Annotated in this window: 18 protein-coding genes and 1 pseudogene; 11 read left to right on the forward strand and 8 right to left on the reverse strand. The window is 67.2% G+C overall.

All coding sequences use genetic code 11. The features are described from left to right. Positions 1 to 77: 77 nt before the first annotated feature. From ASV56_RS19135 to ASV56_RS19145, 3 genes are read left to right on the forward strand one after another with little or no spacing between them, the layout of a single operon-like run. Positions 78 to 686: a sigma-70 family RNA polymerase sigma factor gene (locus tag ASV56_RS19135; RefSeq protein WP_253880169.1), complete on the forward strand. Its 609-nt coding sequence runs from the start codon at positions 78 to 80 to the stop codon at positions 684 to 686. Beyond that, on the forward strand, positions 683 to 1315 hold the full coding sequence (locus ASV56_RS19140; RefSeq protein ID WP_062563580.1) for a ChrR family anti-sigma-E factor: 633 nt from the start codon (positions 683 to 685) through the stop codon (positions 1313 to 1315). The genes ASV56_RS19135 and ASV56_RS19140 overlap by 4 nt, the downstream gene beginning before the upstream one ends. A 3-nt stretch (positions 1316 to 1318) precedes the next feature. After that, positions 1319 to 2053 (forward strand): SDR family NAD(P)-dependent oxidoreductase, encoded by a 735-nt coding sequence (locus ASV56_RS19145; protein ID WP_062563581.1) that lies wholly within the window; start codon positions 1319 to 1321, stop codon positions 2051 to 2053. Positions 2054 to 2057: 4 nt separating this feature from the next. Here the strand turns inward: ASV56_RS19145 and ASV56_RS19150 are convergent, their stop codons facing one another. The 4 genes and pseudogenes from ASV56_RS19150 to ASV56_RS23135 form a co-directional block, all read right to left on the reverse strand. Then, complete coding sequence (locus ASV56_RS19150; RefSeq protein ID WP_322789440.1) at positions 2058 to 2642, reverse strand: DUF2177 family protein; 585 nt, start codon at positions 2640 to 2642, stop codon at positions 2058 to 2060. 1334 nt (positions 2643 to 3976) lie between these two features. Then, positions 3977 to 4096: pseudogene (locus tag ASV56_RS24210) on the reverse strand (IS3 family transposase); the annotation flags it as partial. Positions 4097 to 4172: 76 nt separating this feature from the next. Continuing rightward, on the reverse strand, positions 4173 to 4514 hold the full coding sequence (locus ASV56_RS24660; protein ID WP_062563582.1) for a hypothetical protein: 342 nt from the start codon (positions 4512 to 4514) through the stop codon (positions 4173 to 4175). A 16-nt stretch (positions 4515 to 4530) separates the two neighbouring features. Further along, a protein-coding gene (locus tag ASV56_RS23135) for an IS5 family transposase (protein WP_156429095.1) occupies positions 4531 to 5318 on the reverse strand; the annotation gives its coding sequence in 2 pieces (ribosomal slippage) (positions 4531 to 4982 and positions 4982 to 5318; 789 coding nt in all). Positions 5319 to 5838: 520 nt separating this feature from the next. Between ASV56_RS23135 and ASV56_RS24065 the strand changes: the two genes are divergently transcribed. Then, the gene (locus ASV56_RS24065; protein WP_172823798.1) at positions 5839 to 5994 is read left to right on the forward strand and encodes a hypothetical protein; all 156 of its coding nucleotides are present in this window, start codon (positions 5839 to 5841) and stop codon (positions 5992 to 5994) included. 51 nt (positions 5995 to 6045) lie between these two features. Here ASV56_RS24065 and ASV56_RS19170 read toward each other — a convergent pair whose 3' ends face one another. Further along, positions 6046 to 6273 carry a hypothetical protein gene (locus ASV56_RS19170; protein ID WP_062563583.1) on the reverse strand — a complete coding sequence of 76 codons (228 nt, stop codon included), beginning with the start codon at positions 6271 to 6273 and terminating at the stop codon, positions 6046 to 6048. Positions 6274 to 6413: 140 nt separating this feature from the next. Between ASV56_RS19170 and ASV56_RS19175 the strand changes: the two genes are divergently transcribed. From ASV56_RS19175 to ASV56_RS19190, 4 genes are all read left to right on the forward strand, one after another. Continuing rightward, positions 6414 to 7124, forward strand: coding sequence for an endonuclease III domain-containing protein (locus ASV56_RS19175; RefSeq protein WP_062563584.1), 711 nt, complete (start codon positions 6414 to 6416; stop codon positions 7122 to 7124). Between the two features lie 560 nt (positions 7125 to 7684). After that, on the forward strand, positions 7685 to 9580 hold the full coding sequence (locus tag ASV56_RS19180) for an ATP-binding cassette domain-containing protein (protein WP_062563585.1): 1896 nt from the start codon (positions 7685 to 7687) through the stop codon (positions 9578 to 9580). Positions 9581 to 9601: 21 nt separating this feature from the next. Further along, complete coding sequence (locus ASV56_RS19185; RefSeq protein ID WP_062563586.1) at positions 9602 to 11839, forward strand: glycoside hydrolase family 3 N-terminal domain-containing protein; 2238 nt, start codon at positions 9602 to 9604, stop codon at positions 11837 to 11839. Further along, entirely contained in the window at positions 11827 to 13074 is a 1248-nt protein-coding gene (locus ASV56_RS19190; RefSeq protein ID WP_062563587.1) for a glucoamylase family protein, read from the forward strand. The genes ASV56_RS19185 and ASV56_RS19190 overlap by 13 nt, the downstream gene beginning before the upstream one ends. On the opposite strand, the gene ASV56_RS19195 is transcribed toward ASV56_RS19190, so the two are convergent. Beyond that, positions 13056 to 14318, reverse strand: a complete 1263-nt coding sequence (locus tag ASV56_RS19195) for a glycoside hydrolase family 15 protein (protein ID WP_062563588.1) — start codon at positions 14316 to 14318, stop codon at positions 13056 to 13058. The two genes, ASV56_RS19190 and ASV56_RS19195, sit on opposite strands and share 19 nt — an antisense overlap. 1 nt (position 14319) lies before the next feature. Then, complete coding sequence (locus tag ASV56_RS19200; RefSeq protein ID WP_062563589.1) at positions 14320 to 15063, reverse strand: alpha/beta fold hydrolase; 744 nt, start codon at positions 15061 to 15063, stop codon at positions 14320 to 14322. 84 nt (positions 15064 to 15147) lie between these two features. Here ASV56_RS19200 and rnr point away from each other — a divergent pair, with 84 nt between their 5' ends. Together rnr and ASV56_RS19210 are read left to right on the forward strand one after the other, a co-directional pair. Next, the gene (rnr, locus tag ASV56_RS19205) at positions 15148 to 17409 is read left to right on the forward strand and encodes a ribonuclease R (RefSeq protein WP_062563590.1); all 2262 of its coding nucleotides are present in this window, start codon (positions 15148 to 15150) and stop codon (positions 17407 to 17409) included. A 3-nt stretch (positions 17410 to 17412) separates the two neighbouring features. Beyond that, on the forward strand, positions 17413 to 17985 hold the full coding sequence (locus ASV56_RS19210) for a DUF2585 domain-containing protein (protein WP_062563591.1): 573 nt from the start codon (positions 17413 to 17415) through the stop codon (positions 17983 to 17985). A gap of 90 nt (positions 17986 to 18075) precedes the next feature. On the opposite strand, the gene ASV56_RS19215 is transcribed toward ASV56_RS19210, so the two are convergent. Continuing rightward, entirely contained in the window at positions 18076 to 19674 is a 1599-nt protein-coding gene (locus tag ASV56_RS19215) for a phosphoenolpyruvate carboxykinase (RefSeq protein WP_062563592.1), read from the reverse strand. A 227-nt stretch (positions 19675 to 19901) separates the two neighbouring features. Here ASV56_RS19215 and ASV56_RS19220 point away from each other — a divergent pair, with 227 nt between their 5' ends. Next, positions 19902 to 20330, forward strand: a complete 429-nt coding sequence (locus tag ASV56_RS19220) for an HPr kinase/phosphorylase (protein WP_062563593.1) — start codon at positions 19902 to 19904, stop codon at positions 20328 to 20330. The last annotated feature ends 12 nt before the right edge of the window (positions 20331 to 20342 follow it).

Consider the following 20342-nt stretch of genomic DNA (forward strand, 5'->3'; position numbering starts at 1 on the left):
CCTTGTCACCCGTATTGCATGGCATGAACACTGCATTTGCACCTGTCGAGCCTTGCACTTATAGAACGCTCGGTCCGATGGCACCGCCACTGGTCTATAGCGGTGCCGTGGGTGCCACAGTGGTGAGTCAGCAGCCGATGGGTGATCTTTCCGAGTTAAGTCGAGATTTGATCGCTGTCCGCGACAGCCGTGACCGCGCGGCGTTCGGACGGCTCTTTGACCATTTTGCCCCAAGGATCAAGGCGATGATGCTGCGCGGCGGGCTGCACGACGTTACTGCCGAGGATGTGGTGCAGGATGTGATGCTTGCGGTCTGGCACAAGGCCGGACAGTTTGACCCGCATCGCGCCGACGCGGCCGGTTGGATCTATGGCATTGCCCGGAACCGGCGCATCGACATGGCGCGCCGCCGCCCGCTGGCACAACCCGACGAGATGCCCGAGCTTGAGAGCCTGGAACCCGACGCAGATCAGATCATCGCTCTGCAGCAGGAGGCGCGCCACCTGGCCGAGGCACTTGCGCGACTCGCTCCCGAACAGGTCGAGGCGCTGCGCGCCGCCTATTTCAACGACGTTCCCCATAGCCGTATCAGTGAAATGACCGGGCTGCCGCTTGGCACGATCAAGTCCCGCATCCGGCTTGGCCTTGAACGCCTCAGGCATGAACTGAGGAATATCGCACCATGACCGCCATCCGCCACCACATCCCCGACCACATGCTTGACGCGTATCGCGCCGGAACCTTGCCACATGCCTTCGGCGTGGTCGTGGCTGCGCATCTGTCACTTTGCGACCAATGCCGCGCCCGCCACGAGGCGGTAGACATGATCGGCGGCGCGTTTTTGCTGGGTGCAGAGGGTGCAAAGCTGCGCGCCGATGCACGCGACCGTATGATGGCGGCACTGGACGCACCGGCGCCGAAACCGCCCCCGCGCGCCTCTGGCCCGTTTCCCTCGGCTGTGATGCACGAATTGGGCGGAAGGCCGCCGCACTGGCGCATGTTGGGCGGTGGCATCCGCCAGCAGATCCTGACCACCGATCGTGAAGGCTCGCTGCGGTTGTTGTATATCCCGCCGGGCAAGGCCGTGCCCGAACACGGGCATAGCGGGCAGGAATTGACGCTGGTGCTGCAGGGCAGCTTTTCCGACAGTGCGGGCGCATTTCATCGCGGCGACGTAGAAGTGGCGCATGACGAGATCGACCACCAACCCGTGGCCGGCCCAGGCGAGCCTTGCATCTGCCTGGCGGCAACAGATGCGCCCCTGCGCTTTCGCGCGCTGATCCCGCGGCTGTTGCAGCCGATCTTCCGGATTTGAAGGATGGGCCATGCAGGCCGCCGCATCTGGATCATTGGTGCCAGCGCCGGGATCGGCGCTGCACTTGCCCGGGCGCTGGCCGGGCAAGGTGCGCAGCTGATCCTTTCCGCCCGCGATGGTGACGCGCTGGAGGTGCTGGCCACGGAATGCGGCGGTGCGCAGGCCCTGCCGCTGGATCTGGGACAACCCGAAACGCTGGCAGCGGTGGTGAAGCGGCTTGCGCTTGAGGCGCCGCTCGATGCGATCATCTGCACCGCCGCGCTTTATGATCCCGGTCGCGTCGCCGACATCGACCCCGCCCAAGCCGAGGCGATGGTGCGGGTCAACATCCTGGGCATGATCGAGGTCGCCCGCCAATGCCCCCCGCTGCTGCGCGACGGTGGACAGTTGGTGCTGTTCGGCTCGGTTGCGGGCTATATCGGTCTGCCGGGGGGGCAGCCTTATTCAGCGACCAAGGCTGCGGTGAACAACCTGGCCGAAACGCTTGCGGTCGAACTGGCACCGCGCGTGGACGTGCGGCTGGTCTGTCCTGGCTTCGTCCAGACCAGATTGACAGCAAGAAACGACTTTGCCATGCCCGCAATCATCACTCCCGAGCAGGCGGCAGAGGCGGTGCTGCGCGGGATGCAGCGGCGGGGATTCGAGATCCATTTCCCGCGCCGCTTCACCTGGGTGATGAAGCTGGTGCGGGCCTTGCCTTATGCGCTCTCGCTGCGCCTGTTGCGACGCTTGGGCTGATCGTTCAGTTAAATCGCCCCGAAAGTGCCAGAACGCCAATCCAGGCTGAAAATCCGGTCAGCAGCATGCCCCACAATCCATCGATGATGACCTGCTCCCACGACCAGTCGGCGAGCGTGGCGTAATTAGTCATCTCATAGGTACCATAACACATCAGCCCGATGACCATGCCTCCGATCAACGCCTGCAGGGGATCGTTGCCCTTCAGCGCGGGCCAGGAAACCAGCCACACAAGCCCGGCGATATATCCCAGATAGAACAGCGCTGCCGGACCAAGCCGCAGCGGATCGGCAAGAAGATGGCCGACATTGCGCTCGAACACCGGCCGGATGAGAAACCGGATCCCTATCGCATCCAGAGCGAGAAACACCGCGGCGGTTGCAGTATAGAGAAGCGCGACTTGAAGCATGGGGAGTCCCTCGAAATTCTTGAGCTGCCAGTTGTCGTCCAGCCGCCGCAGATAGGGCGAACCTTCTGCTATTCTGGCCATTTTCTTTGCTTTACGCACATAACCTCGCAGCAGATCAATTTTTGCGTGCAGAACGGCAGACTGATCGTCCCTCATTATAGACGAAAGCGCCGAGCGCATTCGGGCCCCAGGGACGGTGTGGACGTCAACCTCCGCTGACACCTGACGGCATAACAATGCGCCAAACCAATGCTTTCCAAGCACGATCTGAGATCGTGTTCAACAAAATATAATACAATCAATGCGTTACAATTGGAGAAGGTTGTCTTTCAGGCCCTTTCCCTCCGCCACTTGTACATTGCAAACCCGAAAACAGGTCCCTCGCGGGGCCTTTTTCTTTATGTGCCAAAGGGGTTTGCAAGGACCATCCGCCCTTCGGAGACGGGCCGACTGCGCGAGATCGGTCTCCGAACGCCCACCGTCTCTTTCCACCCGCCCCTCGCTCTCGGCGAGACGGATTCACCATCCCCATACATTTCAATGAACTGACCGGATCGCGTTGCGCCCGTGTTTCGCTGGTTCCGGCTCGCCTCAAAGCAGATGGCGACGCGACACGGGCGGCGTGGTCGTTGGTAAGTCTTGGGAGTTTTGCGCGAAGTCTCTGATGACAAACGCAGTTTCCCCATTTACCGTGCCGTCCTGTCGGCTGGCCCTGGCTGTCTGGCCAATGCAGCTTTTGCCGCTTGCTGAGTTTCAACTGATCCGGATTTTGACTATGCGTTTCGCGGCAGAAGACCTGTTGTCCGCCCTTCTAGAAGCCACACCCCTCCCGACCGCCCAGGCGCCGCGCGATGCACGCGGTCTCTACCGCCTCGTCGATCATCATGGCGATCTTCGCTACATCGGCTCGACCAGCTCGTCCGGTCAGACCTTCTATGAACGGATCCACCAGCGCCATCGGACCGGATCGGAGGGCATGAGCCACTACTTCTCGCAGATGTACTACACCGGCCGAATGTGGCGCGACCGCAAGGATGCGCTGACCGAGGCCGATGGTGACATTGCCAAGGTGCGGCAAGCCTGTCCTGATCGGCGAAGTCGTTGCGGCCATAGTGGAGGTCCATGCCGTCGCGGTGGCGTGACAGGGCCACATAGCTGCCGTGGGCATCCATGCCCGGTATTGCCAGAACATGGGTGCGGTCCACCGTCATGCCCTGCGCCTTGTGGATGGTCGCGGCATAGCCGTGGTCGATGCGATTGTAGTCCTTGAGGTCGAAAGCGACGGAACGGCCATCGTCAGTCTGCACGGTCATGCTCTGCGTGCTGACCTGTTCGATGGTGCCGAACGTGCCATTCTTCACACCAAGACCGCGCTCGTTTTGCAGGAACATGATGCGATCCCCTGCGGCGAAGTGTCGTTCGCCGCGCTCCACCGTCACGCGCACGTCCTCGCCAAGATCGCCCGCTTCCCGCATCCGGTCGCGGGCCGCCTCGTTGAGTTCCCGCACCTCCGCATTGGTGTGCACGTCGAAATCCTGCGCCAGCTCGATCAGCGTCTTCTCGCCCTTGATCGCGGCTGCCGCCACTTTCGCCTTGAAGGCCGGACTGTGGTTCCGGCGCGGTCGTCTTCCCATGGTCTTCTCCTCGCTCGCAGCATCATGCTGCCCAATCGCCGGGAAATTGATCCACTGGATCAATTTCTGGCCCGGCTCATACGCGGAAAATCCACTTATCCCGGCTGTTCAGATTTCCGGAGCCACCTCTGTTTTCCGACCCGATGCGGATGACGACATCGCGCAACTCCTGCGTCAGGCGCGGCCTGCCCACCGCCTGGAATGGGCGGCCGGCGCGCATCTGGGCGAGCCAGCGCTTGTAGGTCGCGGGTCTGGCCACTTCCATGAGCCCGTCGATATCGTACCCGCACTCGGCCCCGATGCGCAGCAGTTCGGATTTCTCGGCGGGCGACAGGATGATCCTTTGCGCCGGGATGCGGGCTCGCAGAATATGGATCTGGGCCTTGAGCAGCCGCATCTGCGCGTTGTGCCGCGGCATGAAGAACCGGGCTAGGTCATGTTGACAAATGGCGGAGCCAGAGGCGGATCGACGTGATATCGATGAAGCCAAGGAAGCTTTCGGCGGTCTTGTCGTAGCGGGTGGCGACACGGCGATCGTTCTTGAGCTTGTTGAAGCACCGCTCGACAAGGTTCCGCAGCCGGTAGAGCCTGCGATCGACAGCGACACGGAGCCTGCGAGACTTGCGCATCGGGACCACCGGCAGGATGCTACGCGCCTCCATGGTTTTGCGAACCTTGTCGGAGTCATAGCCGCGATCGGCCAGCAGGATGCAAGGCTCCGGCAGGTTGTCGTCCATGACCAGATCAAAGCCCAGGTAGTCCGATGTCTGGCCCGGCGTGATGTCCGACCTCATTGGCAGCCCGGCAGCATTGACGCGCAGGTGGACCTTGGTCGTGAAACCACCTCTTGAACGGCCAAAACCCTGTCTTGGAGTCCCCCTTTTGCGCCCGCTGCCTGATGATGGGCGCGGATCACGGTGCTGTCGATCATCTGGAGCGCATCCGGCACGATCCGACTTTCGTTCAGCGCTTCGAGGATCTGCTCCCACAACCCCGCCAGGGTCCAGCGCCGGAACTGGCGGTAGACACTGGACCACTTCCCGAACTCTTCTGGGAGGTCGCGCCAAGGAGAGCCGGTCCGCGCGATCCAGAAAATCCCATCAAGAACAAGGCGGTGATTTGCGGGCTTGCGCCCGTTCGGGGCGCGCACGGCCAGAATGAAGCGCTCATGAAACGCCCATTCCTCGTCCGACATCAGGTCTCGTGCCAAGCTGGTCTCCATTGCAGGTACCAGCTTGAATCACGATCAGGCCACCCTGTGAATCCCTTTTGTCAACACCACCTAGGAAGGCCAGAAGGAGGGAAAACGTCGAATTCATCTTGCCGAGCTCCGCCGTGGCACTTAAAAAATGCCGTCATGTCAATGCGATGAGACATATCTACATTCTGGTACCCCGCTGGCGCGCGCTACGCCTCGGGGTCAGAAGCTTCCGGATCACGCCAACCCCAACGCAAAGCGGTCATCGAGATAGGCCCGGGCCGCAGCGATGGCTGCTGCCGTGTCTCCCCGGCCCGTGACGACGCCCAGCACGTCGCCCATCAAGCCTTCCATGGGACTCTCGTCATGACCAAGGGACCTGCAGCGGTCTGACCTCCCGTGTTGCAGAGCAACAGCGGCGGGGGGTCGGAAGGCAGGGCAGGGTCAAAGCAACTGCCAGCCAAAAGCCGCTCGCATGTGGATCAGGATTGGGCTTTCGCCGGCTGCCGTGCTATCCTCGTGAAATCAGTTGATGGGGGAGAAAATGGGTCAGAAATTCGTGCCCGAACTGCACGACCCGAACTACCGCAAAACTGAGGGGCAGAAGGAAGAGCCGCTGACGGACGACGAAGCAGAGCGCCTGTTCGACGCCATGATCGCCAAGCTGGATGCGGAAGAATCATCGCAGCGGCCGAACTAGCCAAACGCCCCGCCCCGGCTGCCCCGGGGCGGGGCTTTTCCATGCCCGCGGTCAGCAGTCCTCGCCCTTGTCCACGATGCCGGGCTTGCTGCGGTCCTCGCACATCGCGGTATTCGGCTTGGCGCCGCGCGGCTGGGCGGGCCACTCCTTCCCGCGTTCGGGATCAGCTTCGAGGAACTCTTCCGGCTGGTGAGGGATGCCTTCGTGCTTTCCCTGGCCGTTCTCCCGCTCGGGGTCGGTCGCGGGGTTGTCCTTCGGGGTCGCTTGTTCTCGGGTCATGATGCACCTCCTGCCTGCCAACCAGAAGAGGGCCGGGATGTTCCAGAGCGCCGGACTTTTGTAACCGCGCCCGTGCGGGCCTGCCGGGCAGCACGGCTTTCCTGCCTTGAAATGTTCCTATTTTGTTCCAGATATGGTTCATGCAGATGGCGTTCAGCTTTTGGGCTACCGAGGATATGGCATGGGTGCGGGACCGGCTGAGGCGCCGCTTCGGCCATGCTGAACCGACCTGTGCCCGGACGCCCATCGGCCAGCTGGTGAAATCGCTGATCAGCGGTCGCACCCGCGACGAAGTCTCGCTCGGGGCCTATCGGCGCCTCATCGAGGCCTATCCCCGCTGGTCCGACATGGGGGCAGCAACCGATCTCGAGCGGCTCATCGGCGATGTCACCTTTCCGGACGTGAAGGCGCGCCATCTCGGCAAGACGCTGGCCGCCATCGCAATTCATCGTCCGGACTTCGACTTGGCGTTTCTGAGCGACTTGGGCGACCCCGGGGCGCTCGCCTGGCTGGAACGCCTGCCGGGTGTCGGGCGAAAGGTCTCGGCCTCCACGCTCAACTTCAGCACATTGCGCATGCCGGCCTTCGTGGTGGACACGCATATCCTGAGGATATTATGCCGCTTCGGCTTTGTCCGAAGCAATGCCGACACGCGGACCGCCTATGACCTGACGATGGCTGCGCTGCCCGGCTGGCGTGCTGCCGATCTTGCGGAACTCCATGTCCTGATGAAACTGCTGGGTCAGACCACCTGCCGCGTTGCTCACCCCGATTGCCGAAGCTGCCCGATCAGCCGGCGCTGCCGGACCGCAGCATATCTTCGGGGCCCGACGACCGTTCCGGCAGAATAGCGGAGACGGAGTTTCGGTCGCGGCCGGTTGTTTCGGCGTGGACCCGGCCGTCCGCTCGCTTTCGTTACGACATTTTCGGCAGTTTTCCGGACCTCATGGCAAACAGACAACACATCTTGCGCCGGCCCGCCACAGCCCGCGGTTACGCCTGTCGATGCACCAGGCGGCGGCATCGGCCGCAGATGGTCCAGGACGAGCGGCGCTTCGGATCGACGATTTCTTAGGGATTACAGTTTTTTCCGCAACTGCCCGTACGATCTGCCAGCCGAACGCGCCACGGGCGGCCATCCCGCGCCTTCGACGCCAAAACTACCGGAAGCTCGGCCGCGAATCGCCGAAGAGCAACCACCTAGCGAATAATACAGTCCGAAAAATCACCTCGGCGGTTTACCGCCGACGGCAAGGTTTGCTACGCTTTGTCCATGGAGAGGCCGCCAGGCGCCCGCAAAGCGCCCCGGCGGCAGGGAAAATCGCATCATGTGCCGGATCCGGCCCGCAGGCGACCATGCGTCGCCCGGGACAGCATGACCGTGTCCGCACGTCGCAAGAGGCAAAGGCAGGTGAAACGTCTGAGCAGCTTCTGGGGTCTGGTGTCGGCGTACTGGTTTTCGGAACGCTGGCGCGAGGCTTGGCTGCTGACCGTCATCGTGCTGGCGATGACCACGCTGCTCAGCAAGGCCAGCGTCTGGGTCGCGCTGGCCAGCGCGGATTTCCTGGCCTCGCTCGCCAGCTTCCATGACACGCCGCCGGGCGTCGACCCCGCGCGCATCGTGCTGCTGGCTGGCGGCGCCTATCTGGGCATCTTCCTGGCCCGCGCCGCCGGCGTGGCGCTGCGGCATTTCGTTTCGGCCACGCTGCACCGCCGGGCGCGCGGCTGGCTGGTCGGGCGCTTCGACCGCGCGATCCTGGCCGATGAGCGCATCGCGCTGGACCTGATGAGCGACCGCTCTGCCGCGGGCGACCGCTCGCGCATGCCCGATGCCATCGACCAGCGCGTCGACGAATGCTCGGGCGGGCTCTATGGCGGCATCATCGGGCTGGCGATGGGGCTCTGGGGGGCGGTGACCTCGATCTATTTCGTCTCGGTCGCGCTGATCCAGCGCAGCCAGCCGGTGCCCTTCCTGGACCGCTGGGGCGCCGACGCCGGGGCGGTGCTGGGCCTCGACCTGGGGCCGGGTCCATACGGCTCGGCGCTGCTGGGGCTGGCGATGGTCGCGGTCTATGTCCCGGCGATGACCTTCGTCGCCTGGCGCATCGGCCGCATCCTGGAACGGCTGAGCGTGCAGCGCCAGCGCCGCGACGGCGCCTGGCGCGGCGAATGGGGTGCGATGCTGAACCGCGTGGGCCAGATGGCCATCGCCCGGGGCGAGCGCGCGCAAAGCCGCATCAACCACCGCCTTTACGCCGACCTGGACCGGACCTGGGGGCGGCAGAACCGGCTTTCGGCCGGGATGATGCTGTTCACCAACACCTATAATTTCCTGTCCAGCCGGCTCTTGGCCTATCTGCCCGCGCTGCCGGCCTATATGGCGGGCGGCATGAGCTTTCGCGATTTCGTCGCCAGCAGCGAGCTGACGGCCGAGTTGATCGGCGACGTCTCGTGGTTCATCAACGTCATGCCGGCCATTGCCACGCTCAAGGCCAATGCCGGCCGGCTGACCGAACTCGCCCGGGCCATCGAGCGGGTGCGCGACCGCCAGGCCTTCTATGCCGAGACCGGCGTCAGCGCATTCCAGCGCCGGCGCAGCGCCAAGGGTCCGGTGCTGGCGCTGGACGGGCTGCGGCTGCACCATCGCGGCCATATGACCGCGGCCTTCCTGACCGTGCCGGCGCTGCGGCTTTATCCGGGCGAGCGGGTCTATCTGGACGGCCAGAACGGCTGCGGCAAGAGCAGCCTGCTGAAGGCGGTGGCCGGGCTTTGGCCCTATGGCGCCGGCCGCATCACCCTGCGCGAGGGCGCGCGGCTGTTCTTTGCCGGGCAGGAACCGGACCTGCCCGACCGGCTGACGCTGAAGGCGCTCTTGACCTATCCCGACCACCCCGAGCAGCAGACCGACATCGCCGCGGCCTCGGTCCTGTCGCTGGTCGGCCTGGGCGAATTCATCGCCTGTCTGGAGGACGAGCTTTACCAGGGCAAGAACTGGCGCAACGTGCTCTCGGGCGGGCAGAAGCAGCGGCTGGTGCTGGCGCGCATCCTGCTGGCCAAGCCCGACGTCCTGCTCTTGGACGAGGCGACGGCGGCGCTGGATGCGGGGGCGGCGATCGACTTTCACCTGACGCTTGCCCTCTATCTGCCCGATGCGGCGGTGCTGTCGGTGCTGCATGGCGATAGCCTGCCCTATGGCCCGGACGGCGCGCCCTTCTATGGCTCGGTGCTGGAGATCCGCAACGGCCAGGGCCGCTTGTCGCCCGTCGATCCGCTGGATTACGATCTGGCCCGACACGCCGCCGAATGACGGCAGGGTAACGGGGGACGCATGGGACAGGGGGCTGCCGTCGACCGGCTGATGGCCGGGATGACGCTGAAGGAAAAGATCGGCCAGCTGAACCTCTTGCCGGCCGGGCAGGGGCTGGTGACCGGGGCGCAGGCCCCGACCACGCTGTCGCAGCGGCTGGACGCGGGGCAGGTCGGCGCGATCTTCGGCACCAAGTCGCTGGCCTCGGCCCGGGCGATGCAGGAGCGCGCGCTGGCGGGCTCGCGCCTGGGCATCCCGCTGTTCTTTGCCGAGGATGTGATCCACGGCCATCGCACGGTCTTTCCGCTGAATATCGCGCTGGCCTGCAGCTGGGACATGGCGCTGATCGAGGCAACCTCGGCCCATGCCGCGGCCGAGGCCACCGCCGAAGGGCTGCACCAGGTCTATGCGCCGATGCTGGACATCAGCCGCGATCCGCGCTGGGGCCGGGTGGCCGAGGGGCCGGGCGAGGATCCGCTGCTGGCCTCGCGCATCGCCGCTGCCGCGACGCAGGGTTTCCAGGGCGCGGGGCTTGGCACGCCGGAGCGGGTCGCCGCCTGCCTGAAGCATTTCGTGGCTTACGGCGCGCCGCAAAGCGGCCGCGATTACGACAATGTGTCGATGGCCTGGGAGGATCTGATCGAGACCTATCTGCCGCCCTTTGCCGCCGGGATCGAGGCGGGCGCGGCCAGCGTCATGGTCGCCTTCAACGCGGTGAACCGCCTGCCGATGCACGCCAACGCGCCGCTGGTCGAGGGCTGGCTGCGCGGGTGCCAGGGCTTCGACGGGCTGGTCGTCTCGGACTATACCGGCGTCAAGGAACTGGTCGCGCATGGGCTTGGTCCGGCGCCGGTCGCGGTGGCGCGCGCGCTGCATGCCGGCATCGACATGGACATGGTGGGCGAGGATTATCTGAACGAATTGCCGGCGCTGGCGACCGAGGGGCTGGCGGCGCGCACGGCCGGGCTGGCGATGTCACCGGCCGCTGTCCGTCGCTTGATCGACCGCGCCTGCCGCCGGGTGCTGACCTTCAAGGCGCGGCTGGGGCTGCTGGACGATCCGTTCCGGGGCATGGCGGGCAAGGCGCCTGCGCGCGCCGAGGGCCGGGCCTTGGCGCGCAAGGCGGCGGCGCAATCGGCGGTGCTGCTCAAGAACGACGGGCTGTTGCCGCTGGCGCCGGGCAGCCGGATGGCGCTGATCGGGCCCTTCGCGGCGGATCGCGCGAACATGCTGGGCACCTGGGCGGTCTCGGGCCGGGCCGAGGACGTGGTGCCGCTGGACCGGGCCATCGCCGCGTTGACCGGACAGGCGCCGACCGTCTGCTGGGGCGCGAATATCGTCGACGAGCCCTGGCTCGAGGCGCGTCTGAACTGCCACGGCACCACCGTGACCCGCGACCCGCGCGAGGAATCCGCGCTGCTGGCCGAGGCGGTCGCGGCGGCGCTGGCCGCCGACGTGGTGGTGGCGGCGGTGGGCGAGGCCAAGGAGCACGCGGGCGAGTCCTCCTCGCGTCTGGCGGTGGACCTGCCCGCACCGCAACGCCGGCTGATCGCGGCGCTGGCCGGGACCGGCAAGCCGCTGCTGGTCGTGGTCTTTGCCGGCCGGCCGCTGGCCCTGGGCGAGGCCGCGACCCAGGCCGATGCGCTGCTCTATGCCTGGCACGGCGGCGTTGCGGGCCCCGAGGGCGTGGCCGACCTGATCTTCGGCGCGGCCGAGCCCTCGGGCCGGTTGGCGGTCACGCTGCCCGCGCATCCGGGCGAGGTGCCGCTGACCTATGCCTGCGACACCACCGGCCGGCCCTGGCCCGGCCGTTTCGGCAAGTTCCTGACCGGCTGGCTCGACATGCCCGACGACGCGCCGCGCTTTCCCTTCGGCTTTGGCCTGGGCTACAGCGCCGTGCGCTATGGCCGCCCGATCCTCTGCCGCCACGCGGCCCATGCCGATGAGACCGTCACCCTGCTTCTGGGGATCGAGAACACCGGCAACCGCCCGGCGCTGGAAACCGTGCAGCTTTACGCCAGCGACCCGGTCGCCCGCGTCACCCGCCCCGGCCGCAAGCTGATCGACTTCCAGCAAGTCGCGCTGGCCCCGGGCGAGGCCCGCGAGGTCCGCTTCGCCGTCACCGCCGACCAGTTCCGCTATCCTATGGCGCCGACGCTCGAGACGGTGGAATGGGTCCGCGACCCCGGCATGGTCGGGCTGCATGTCGGCCCGAACAGCCGCGACACGCAAGAGGTGGCACTGACATGGCTCGACTGACCGGCCTCGACGATGCCGCGCTGCGCGACCGCGTGGCCCAGGCCACGGCGCTGTATTTCCTCGACTGGAGCCATCCGGTCAGCGGCATGGCGCGCGAGCGCAGCGCCGGCGCCTTCGGCTATGACATGGAGCAGACCTGCTGCACCGGCGGCACCGGCTTCGGCCTGCTCGCGCAGATCGTCGCGGCCGAGCGCGGCTGGCGTCCGCGGCGCGAGATCCTCGACCGCGTCGAGCGGCTGGTCGGCTTTCTGGAAGGGGCCGACCGCTTCGACGGCGTCTTCCCGCATTTCCTGCATGGCCGCACCGGCCGCGTGCTGCCCTTCATGGCCGGCGACGACGGCGGCGACCTGGTCGAGACCGCCTTCCTGATGCTGGGCCTGCTGGGCGCCGGGGCCTATTTCCGCGAAGCGCCGGAACTGGCCGCCCGCATCCAGGCGCTCTACGACGCGGTGAACTGGGCGGCGCATCTGCGCGAGGATGGCGCGGTCATGTGGCACCGTCAGCCCGACCGGCCCTGGCCCGCCAGTGCCCTGCCGATCCGCGGCTGGAACGAGGCGATGCCGGTCTTCGTCCTCGGCGCCGGCTCGGCCACGCATCCGATCCCGGCGCGCTCCTATCACGACAGTTGGGCGCAGACGCCGACCTTCCTGAACGGGCGCGATTACGGCGGCGTGACCCTGCCCTTGGGGCCGGACTGGGGCGGGCCGCTGTTCCTGTCGCAATATCCCTTCCTGGGCATCGACCCGCGCGGGTTGCGCGACGCCTATGCCGATTACGGCCAGCAGGCCCGGGCGCATGCGCTGGTCAACCGCGCGCATTGCCTGGCGAACCCGCAGGGCTGGGCGGGCTATGGCGAGAGCCTGTGGGGCCTGACCGCCAGCGACGACCCCTCGGGCTATGTCGCGCATTCGCCGGTCGAGGATACCGGGACGATCACCCCCACCGCCGCGCTGGCCTCGTTTCCCTTTGTCCCGGAGGAGGCGATGCCGGTGCTGCGTCACATGCACGATGACTGGGGCGGCCGGATCTGGGGCGAGGCCGGTTTCGTCGATGCCTTCTGCCCGGCCCGCGACTGGGTGGCCGAGAGCCGGCTGGCGATCGACCAGGCGCCGATCGTGATCGGGCTGGAAAACCACCGCTCGGGGCTGATCTGGCGGCTGGTCTCGGGCCGGGCCGAGGTGCAGCGGGGCCTGCGCGCCTTGGGCTTTTCGGCGCCCTATCTCGCCATGGCCTGAAGCGCGGTCTCGCGCGCGGCAGCGGCTTCCAGGAAGGCCGCTGCCGACCAGGTCAGGTCCAGGCAGCCGGTCGGGGCGCCGGTCCGGCGGTCGAATTGCTCGGGCAGCGGGCCGGGGATGGGCGCGACGGATTGGATCAGCGCGAGCCAGCCTTCGGCCTTGGCGAAGGCCTCGGTGTCGCCGGTCAGCGCTGCGATGCGGTAATGCAGCTCGGCAAAGCCCAGCGTGGTCGGATACCAGGGGTTGCCGTCGAAATAGACATCGCGGGCAAAGCGGCCGATGGCCAGCGGGTTGCGGCCCCGGTTGATCGGATAGAGCTCGGCAAAGACCGCCTCCAGCCCCGCCACGGTCGCGCGGCTGCGCGGCGCGGTCAGGGCAAAGGGGCCGGCGCTGCGCCGGGCGTGCAGGATGGCAAGGCAGGTCGCGGCGTCGAGCCAACCCGGCGCGGCCTCGATGCTGTCGCGCCAGCCGCCCGAGACCGGGTCGGCCGCCTGGTCGATCAGCGCGGCCAGCCGGGCGGCCTCGGCGCTTTGGCCGGCCCGGTCCAGCGCGTCCCATTGCACGATCAGGGTGAATGTGCTGCGGCGGGGCGGCGCCTCCTCCCACGGGCCGATGCAGGGGCGGCCGGCGACGCGCGCGAGATGCGCGAGATCGCGGGCGATCAGGGCGCGGGCGGCGGCGCTGTCGGCCTGGGGCACGGCGTCCAGCACCGCCATCAGGCTGGATGCGCGCAGGGCGGGGCCGTCGTCCTGCGGCCGGCTCCATTGCTCCAGGTCCGGGCTGCCGTCGGGGCCGAAGCGGGGCTCCTCGAGCCAGGCCGTGCCGGACAGCGCCGCCAACTCGGCATCGGGGCGCAGGAATTTCTCCAGCCCCGGCCGGATGGTGGCGCGCAGCGGGTTCATCGGCGGTCCCTGCCGCGTGGGGTCCGACAGCGTCAGCGAGAAGCTGACGAAATCCGCGATGAAACGCAGCCAGAAATCGCGCGCCTGCGGATCGGCCATCATGGCCAGCGGCACGGCACGCAAGACGATGGCGGAATCGCGGATCCAGTGGTGGAAGTAATCCGGCTCGGGATCCCAGCTGGCCATGCGGGGCGAGGCCAGCACCGACCCTGGCGCCGGCCGCACCGCGCCGCCGAAGCCCTCGCGCCGCCGGACCAGATGCGTGGCCGAGCAGGCCCCCCGCATCGCTTGGGCCGAGGCCAGCCGCTGCGCCGCGATCCAGCCCGGATCGGGGGCGGCCATGTCAGGCGCCAAGCGCGGCCAGCGCCGCCGCCAGCATCGATGCGCAGGCCGGCCCGGCCGGGCAATGATGCTGATCCGGCAGCGCCGCGAAGAAGCGCCCGTTCGGCGCGGCGGCGAAATAGGCGCGGGCATCGGCCAGCGGCACCAGCCCGTCGCAGGCGCCCGTCACCACCGCCAGCGGCGCCGTGACCCGGCGCAGCGCCGGCTCGGCATCGGCGGTCTGCATCTCGGTGAAATAGGCGGGCGCCTCGCGCCGCACCTCCTCGATGGCGGCGGGGCCCATCGCCTCGCGCGCGCGCATCAGCACCATCCCGGACATCGGCGGCGAAACCGCGAGGACATGGTGGATATCGGCCCTGTCGGCCGCCAGATGCGCCACGGCATAGCCGCCGATGCTGTGCCCGGCCAGCGCCAGCACCTGGCCCGGGGTCTGCGCGGCCAGCCAGTCGCGCACCCCCGCCGCCGCCCGGACATGGCGGGCAAAGCTGACCTCGGAGGCCGGCCCCGATCCGGGCGAGGCCGAGGAATTCGGCAGCGCCGGCGCCGCGACGCGCCAGCCGCGCGCCAGATAGGCCAGCGCGATCTCGGCGATCTGCGGCTGGGCCGGCGCGCCATTGCGGCCATGCAGCAGCAGGACCGTGCCTCGCGCATTCTCGGGGCCGGCGATCAGCACGGGAAGGACGCCCTCGGCCGTCGGGGCCTGAAGGCAAAGGGCGGTGTCGGTCCAGGCGGGCATCGTGTCCATGCCCCGATTCCTAGCCCAGCGGCCGCGCCGCTCCAACAGCTTTTGCCCCTGCCGCAGGGCGTGAGGCCGTGCTAGCGTGGTGTCATGGCACAGCTACCTTCCCGAACCGAAATTCTCGACTGGGTCAACGCCCATCCCGACGCCACCGCCAAGCGCGACATCGCCAAGGCCTTCGGCATCAAGGGCGCGGCCCGCATCGAGCTGAAGCGCATCCTGAAAGAGCTTGAAGCCGAGGGGCTGCTGGAGCGCCGCCGCCGGCATTACCGCGATGCGGAACGGCTGCCGCCGGTCACGGTGCTGCAACTGCTGCCGCCCGACAAGGACGGCGACATCTTCGCCAAGCCGATGGAATGGCAGGGCGAAGGTCCGGTGCCGCGCATCCTTTATGCCGCGCTGAAATCCGACCCGGCGCTGGCCCCCGGCGACCGCATCCTGGCCCGGCTGATCGAGACCAGGGGCGAGGATCACGACTACCAGGCCCGGCTGATCCGCCGCATCGGCACGGTCAGCCACAAGATCGTCGGCATCTACCGCGCCAGCTCCGGCGGCCCCGAGGCCGGCGGCCGCATCCTGCCGATCGACAAGGGCAATGACAAGGAATGGGTCGTCCCGGCGCGCGAAGTGCATGGCGCCCAAAGCGGCGAGCTGGTCGAGGCCGAGCAGACCGGCCCGCGCGGCCGCCTGGGCCTGCCGATGGCGCGGATCACCGAGCGGCTGGGCGACCCCTCGGCGCCGCGCGCCGTCAGCCTGATCGCCATCCACCAGCACGGCATCCCCGACGATTTTCCCGACGTGGTCATGGCCGAGGCCGATGCCGCGAGGCCCGCGACCATGAAGGGCCGCGAGGATCTGCGCCAACTGCCGCTCATCACCATCGACCCCTCGGACGCCCGCGACCGCGACGATGCCGTGGCGGCCGAGATCCGCGAGGACGGCGGCGCCGACATCTGGGTCGCCATCGCCGACGTGGCGCATTACGTCACCCCGGGCTCGGCCCTGGACCGCGAGGCGCGGAAGCGCGGCAACTCGACCTATTTCCCCGACCGGGTGGTGCCGATGCTGCCCGACATCCTGTCGGGCGATCTCTGTTCGCTGCACGAGGGCGTGGACCGGCCGGTGATCGCCGTCCGCATGCGGCTGGACGCGCAGGGCAACAAGGTTTCGCACAGCTTCCACCGCGCCATGATGCATTCCGCTGCGAGCCTGAGCTACGAGCAGGCCCAGGCGGCCGCCGACGGCAACCCGGACGCGGTCACGGCGCCGCTGCTGGATGCGGCGATCCGGCCCCTGTGGCATGCCTATGGCCTGCTGAAAACCGCCCGCGCCCGGCGCCAGCCGCTGGAACTGGATCTGCCCGAGCGCAAGATCGTGCTGACCCCGGACGGAAGGGTGAAGTCGGTCAATTTCCGCGACCGCTTCGACGCGCACCGGCTGATCGAGGAATTCATGGTGCTGGCCAATGTCGCCGCCGCCGAGGAACTGGAACGCCTGCGCCGCCCGCTGCTCTATCGCGTGCACGAGGAGCCGACGGTGGAAAAGCTCGACGCGCTGCGCGAGGTGGCCGCGGCCTCGGGCTTCACCCTGGCCAAGGGCCAGGTGCTGCAGACCCGGCACCTGAACCGGCTTCTGGAACAGGCCCAGGGCTCGGATTTCGACGAGCTGATCAACATGACCGCGCTGCGCTCGATGCAGCAGGCCTATTACCACCCGGAGAACCTGGGCCATTTCGGGCTGGCGCTGCGCAGCTACGCGCATTTCACCTCGCCGATCCGGCGCTATTCCGACCTGATCGTGCATCGCGCGCTGATCCTTGGACACAAATGGGGCAAGGACGGTCTGTCGGAGGGGGACATCGAGAACCTGTCCGAGACCGCGCAGCAGATCTCGGAAACCGAGCGCCGCTCGATGGCGGCCGAGCGCGACACCACCGACCGCTATCTTGCCGCCTATCTCGCCGACCGGGTCGGGGCCGAGTTCTCGGGCCGCATCTCGGGCGTGCAGAAATTCGGCGCCTTCGTGCGGCTGGACGAGACCGGGGCCGACGGGCTGATCCCGATCCGCGAGATCGGCCGCGAATATTTCCACTACGACCCGGATGCGCAGATCCTGATGGGCGCCGAAACCGGGCTGGAAATCGGCATCGGCCAGCGCGTCACCGTCCGCCTGTCCGAGGCGGTGCCGCTGACCGGCGGGCTGCTGCTGGAGCTGCTCGAGGTCGAGGGCCGGCCGCTGCCGCCGGGCTCGGGCCAGCGCGGCAAGGGCAAGGGCCCGATGCGCAAGCGTGCCACCCAGGCCCGGCTGGCCGAGGTCAAGCGCGCCCAGAAGCGCCGCCGCATCCGGAAATAGCCCATGCCCGACAACCGGTTGCAGCGGCTGCTGCCCTATGTCCTGACGGCGCTGATCCTGGCGCTTGCCGCCGCATGGCTGCTGTGGATCGGCCGCGAGCCGATCTGCACCTGCGGCCATGTCAAGCTCTGGCACGGCAAGACCGTCAGCTCGGAAAACTCGCAGCACATTTCCGACTGGTATACGCCCTCGCACCTGATCCACGGCGTCCTGTTCTATGCCGCGCTGTGGCTTGTCGCCCGGCGCATGTCCTTCGGCTGGCGCCTGGCCATCGCCACGCTGGTCGAGTCGCTGTGGGAAATCGTCGAAAACTCCGATGCCATCATCGAGCGTTACCGCGCCGTGACCATCTCGCTCGATTATTACGGCGACAGCGTGCTGAACTCGGTCAGCGACATCCTGGCGATGATTGTGGGCTTCGTCCTGGCCAGCCGCCTGCCGGTCTGGGCCTCGGTCGCCCTTGCCCTGGGGTTCGAGATCCTGACCACCTGGCTGATCCGCGACGGGCTTACGCTGAACGTGCTGATGCTGATCTGGCCGCTGCAAGCCGTGCGCGACTGGCAAGCCGCGCTATGAAACACGGGCGGCCTCGCGACCGCCCGTGTTTCTTTGTTCCAGAAATACCCCGGGGGAGCCCCGCAGGGGCGGGGGCAGCGCCCCCATGCCTCAGCCGATGGCGGCGGCGCGCACGTCCTCGTCGATCTTGTCGGCATATTGCGCGAAATTGTCGCTGAACATGCCGACCAGCTTCTGGGCCTGGGCGTCATAGGCGGCCGGATCGGCCCAGGTCTGGCGCGGGTCCAGCAGCTTGTCCTCGACGCCGGGGACCGAGACCGGAACCTCGAAGCCGAAGTTCGGATCCTTGCGGAACTGCACGCCGTTCAGCGAACCGTCCAGCGCCGCGGTCAGCAGGGCGCGGGTCGCCTTGATCGGCATGCGCTTTCCGGTGCCGAAGGCGCCGCCGGTCCAGCCGGTATTGACCAGCCAGCAATGCGCGCCGGTGGCGGCGATCTTTTCCTGCAGGAGCTTGCCATAGACTTCCGGCCGGCGCGGCATGAAGGGCGCACCGAAGCAGGTCGAGAAGGTCGGCGTCGGCTCGGTCACGCCCACTTCGGTGCCCGGCGTCTTCGAGGTGAAGCCCGACAGGAAGTGATACATCGCCTGCGCCGGGGTCAGCCGCGCGATCGGCGGCAGCACGCCATAGGCGTCGCAGGTCAGCATGATGACGTTCTTCGGCATGCCGCCCAGCGAGGAGGGCGAGGCGTTCGAGATCTGCTCCAGCGGATAGGCACAGCGCATGTTGTCGGTGATCGAGTTGTCCTCGAAATCCAGCTCCAGCGTGTCGGGATCGAAGACCATGTTCTCGATCACGGTGCCGAACTTGTAGCAGGTGGCGTGGATCTCGGGCTCGGCCTCGGCCGACAGGTTGATGGTCTTGGCGTAGCAGCCGCCCTCGAAGTTGAAGATGCCGTTGTCCGACCAGCCGTGCTCGTCATCGCCGATCAGCGTGCGCGAGGGATCGGCCGAAAGCGTGGTCTTGCCGGTGCCCGACAGGCCGAAGAAGATCGCGGCGTCGTCCGGATTGCCGATGGCGTGGTTGGCCGAGCAATGCATCGGCATCACGCCTTTTTCCGGCAGGATGTAGTTCAGCAGCGTGAAGACCGACTTCTTGTTCTCGCCGGCATAGGCGGTGTTGCCGATCAGGATCAGCTTCTTCTCGAAGTTCAGCGCGATCACCGTCTCGGTCCGGCAGCCGTGGCGTTCCGGGTCGGCCTTGAAGCTCGGGCAGTTGATGATGGTGAACTCGGGCACGAAGCTGGCCAGCTCGGCCGCCTCGGGACGGCGCAGCAGGTTGCGGATGAAAAGCCCGTGCCAGGCCAGTTCCGTCACCACGCGCACGTCCAGCCGCAGCGCCGGGTCCGCACCGCCGTAGAGATCCTGGACGAAATAGTCGCGGCCCTTCATGTGGGCCAGCATGTCGGCGTGCAGGCGGTCGAAAGCCTCGGGCGCCATCGGCCGGTTGTTTTCCCACCAGATGGCGTTTTCCACGCCGGGCGTGCGCACGACATGCTTGTCCTTGGGCGAGCGGCCGGTATGGACGCCGGTGGTGGTCAGGAAAGTCCCGCCCAGGCCCAGCTTGCCTTCGCCGCGCTGGATGGCGGCCTCGATCAGCGCCGGTTCAAGCAGGTTGTAGTGAACTTGGCCGAGCCCGGTGATTCCCTGGTCTTCCAGACGGCAGTTCGGATTGACGCGCGGTTCGCTCATGACAGCTTGGCTCCTGCAAGATTCCGGGCCGACAACCGGCCGTTGCGCGTCCTATAACACGCCCTTTTCCCGGGGAAAGCGCACATATCGTCAGGTTTAGCGCTACCAGGATGGTTTATCGCTATCAGTCGCCCGGACATGGCTTTGCCGTCGGGATTTCGTCACAAAGAGCGGCAGCCTCAACCTTTGGGTGGAGCGATTCGAGGCCGTATCAAGGGGAGGTGACCATGATCCTGCATGCATCCTGCGTCGCGCATCGGGGCCGGGGACTGCTGATCCTCGGTGCCTCCGGCGCAGGCAAATCCGGCTTGGCGCTTGAAATGATGGCGCTCGGCGCGGCGCTGGTCGCGGATGACCGCACGGCGCTGCGGTATGAGGCCGGCGCGATCATCGCCGATGCGCCTGATTCGCTGCGCGGGCTGATCGAGGCGCGCGGCGTCGGCATCCTGCGCGCCCGCGCGCATGGGCCGGTGAAGTTGGCGCTGGCGGTCGATCTGGACCAGGCCGAACCCGAGCGGCTGCCGCCCGACCGCCGCTTTGGCCTTTTCGACAGCGACCTGCCCCTTGTCCTTGGCGCCGGCCGCGTTCATCTTGCGTCAATGCTCTTGCAATATCTTGATTCCGGTAGGGCGGACACGGAGTTGCGCGACAGCTGAATCAAGGGCCGG

The organism is Paracoccus aminovorans, assembly GCF_001546115.1.
Lineage (GTDB): Bacteria > Pseudomonadota > Alphaproteobacteria > Rhodobacterales > Rhodobacteraceae > Paracoccus > Paracoccus aminovorans_B.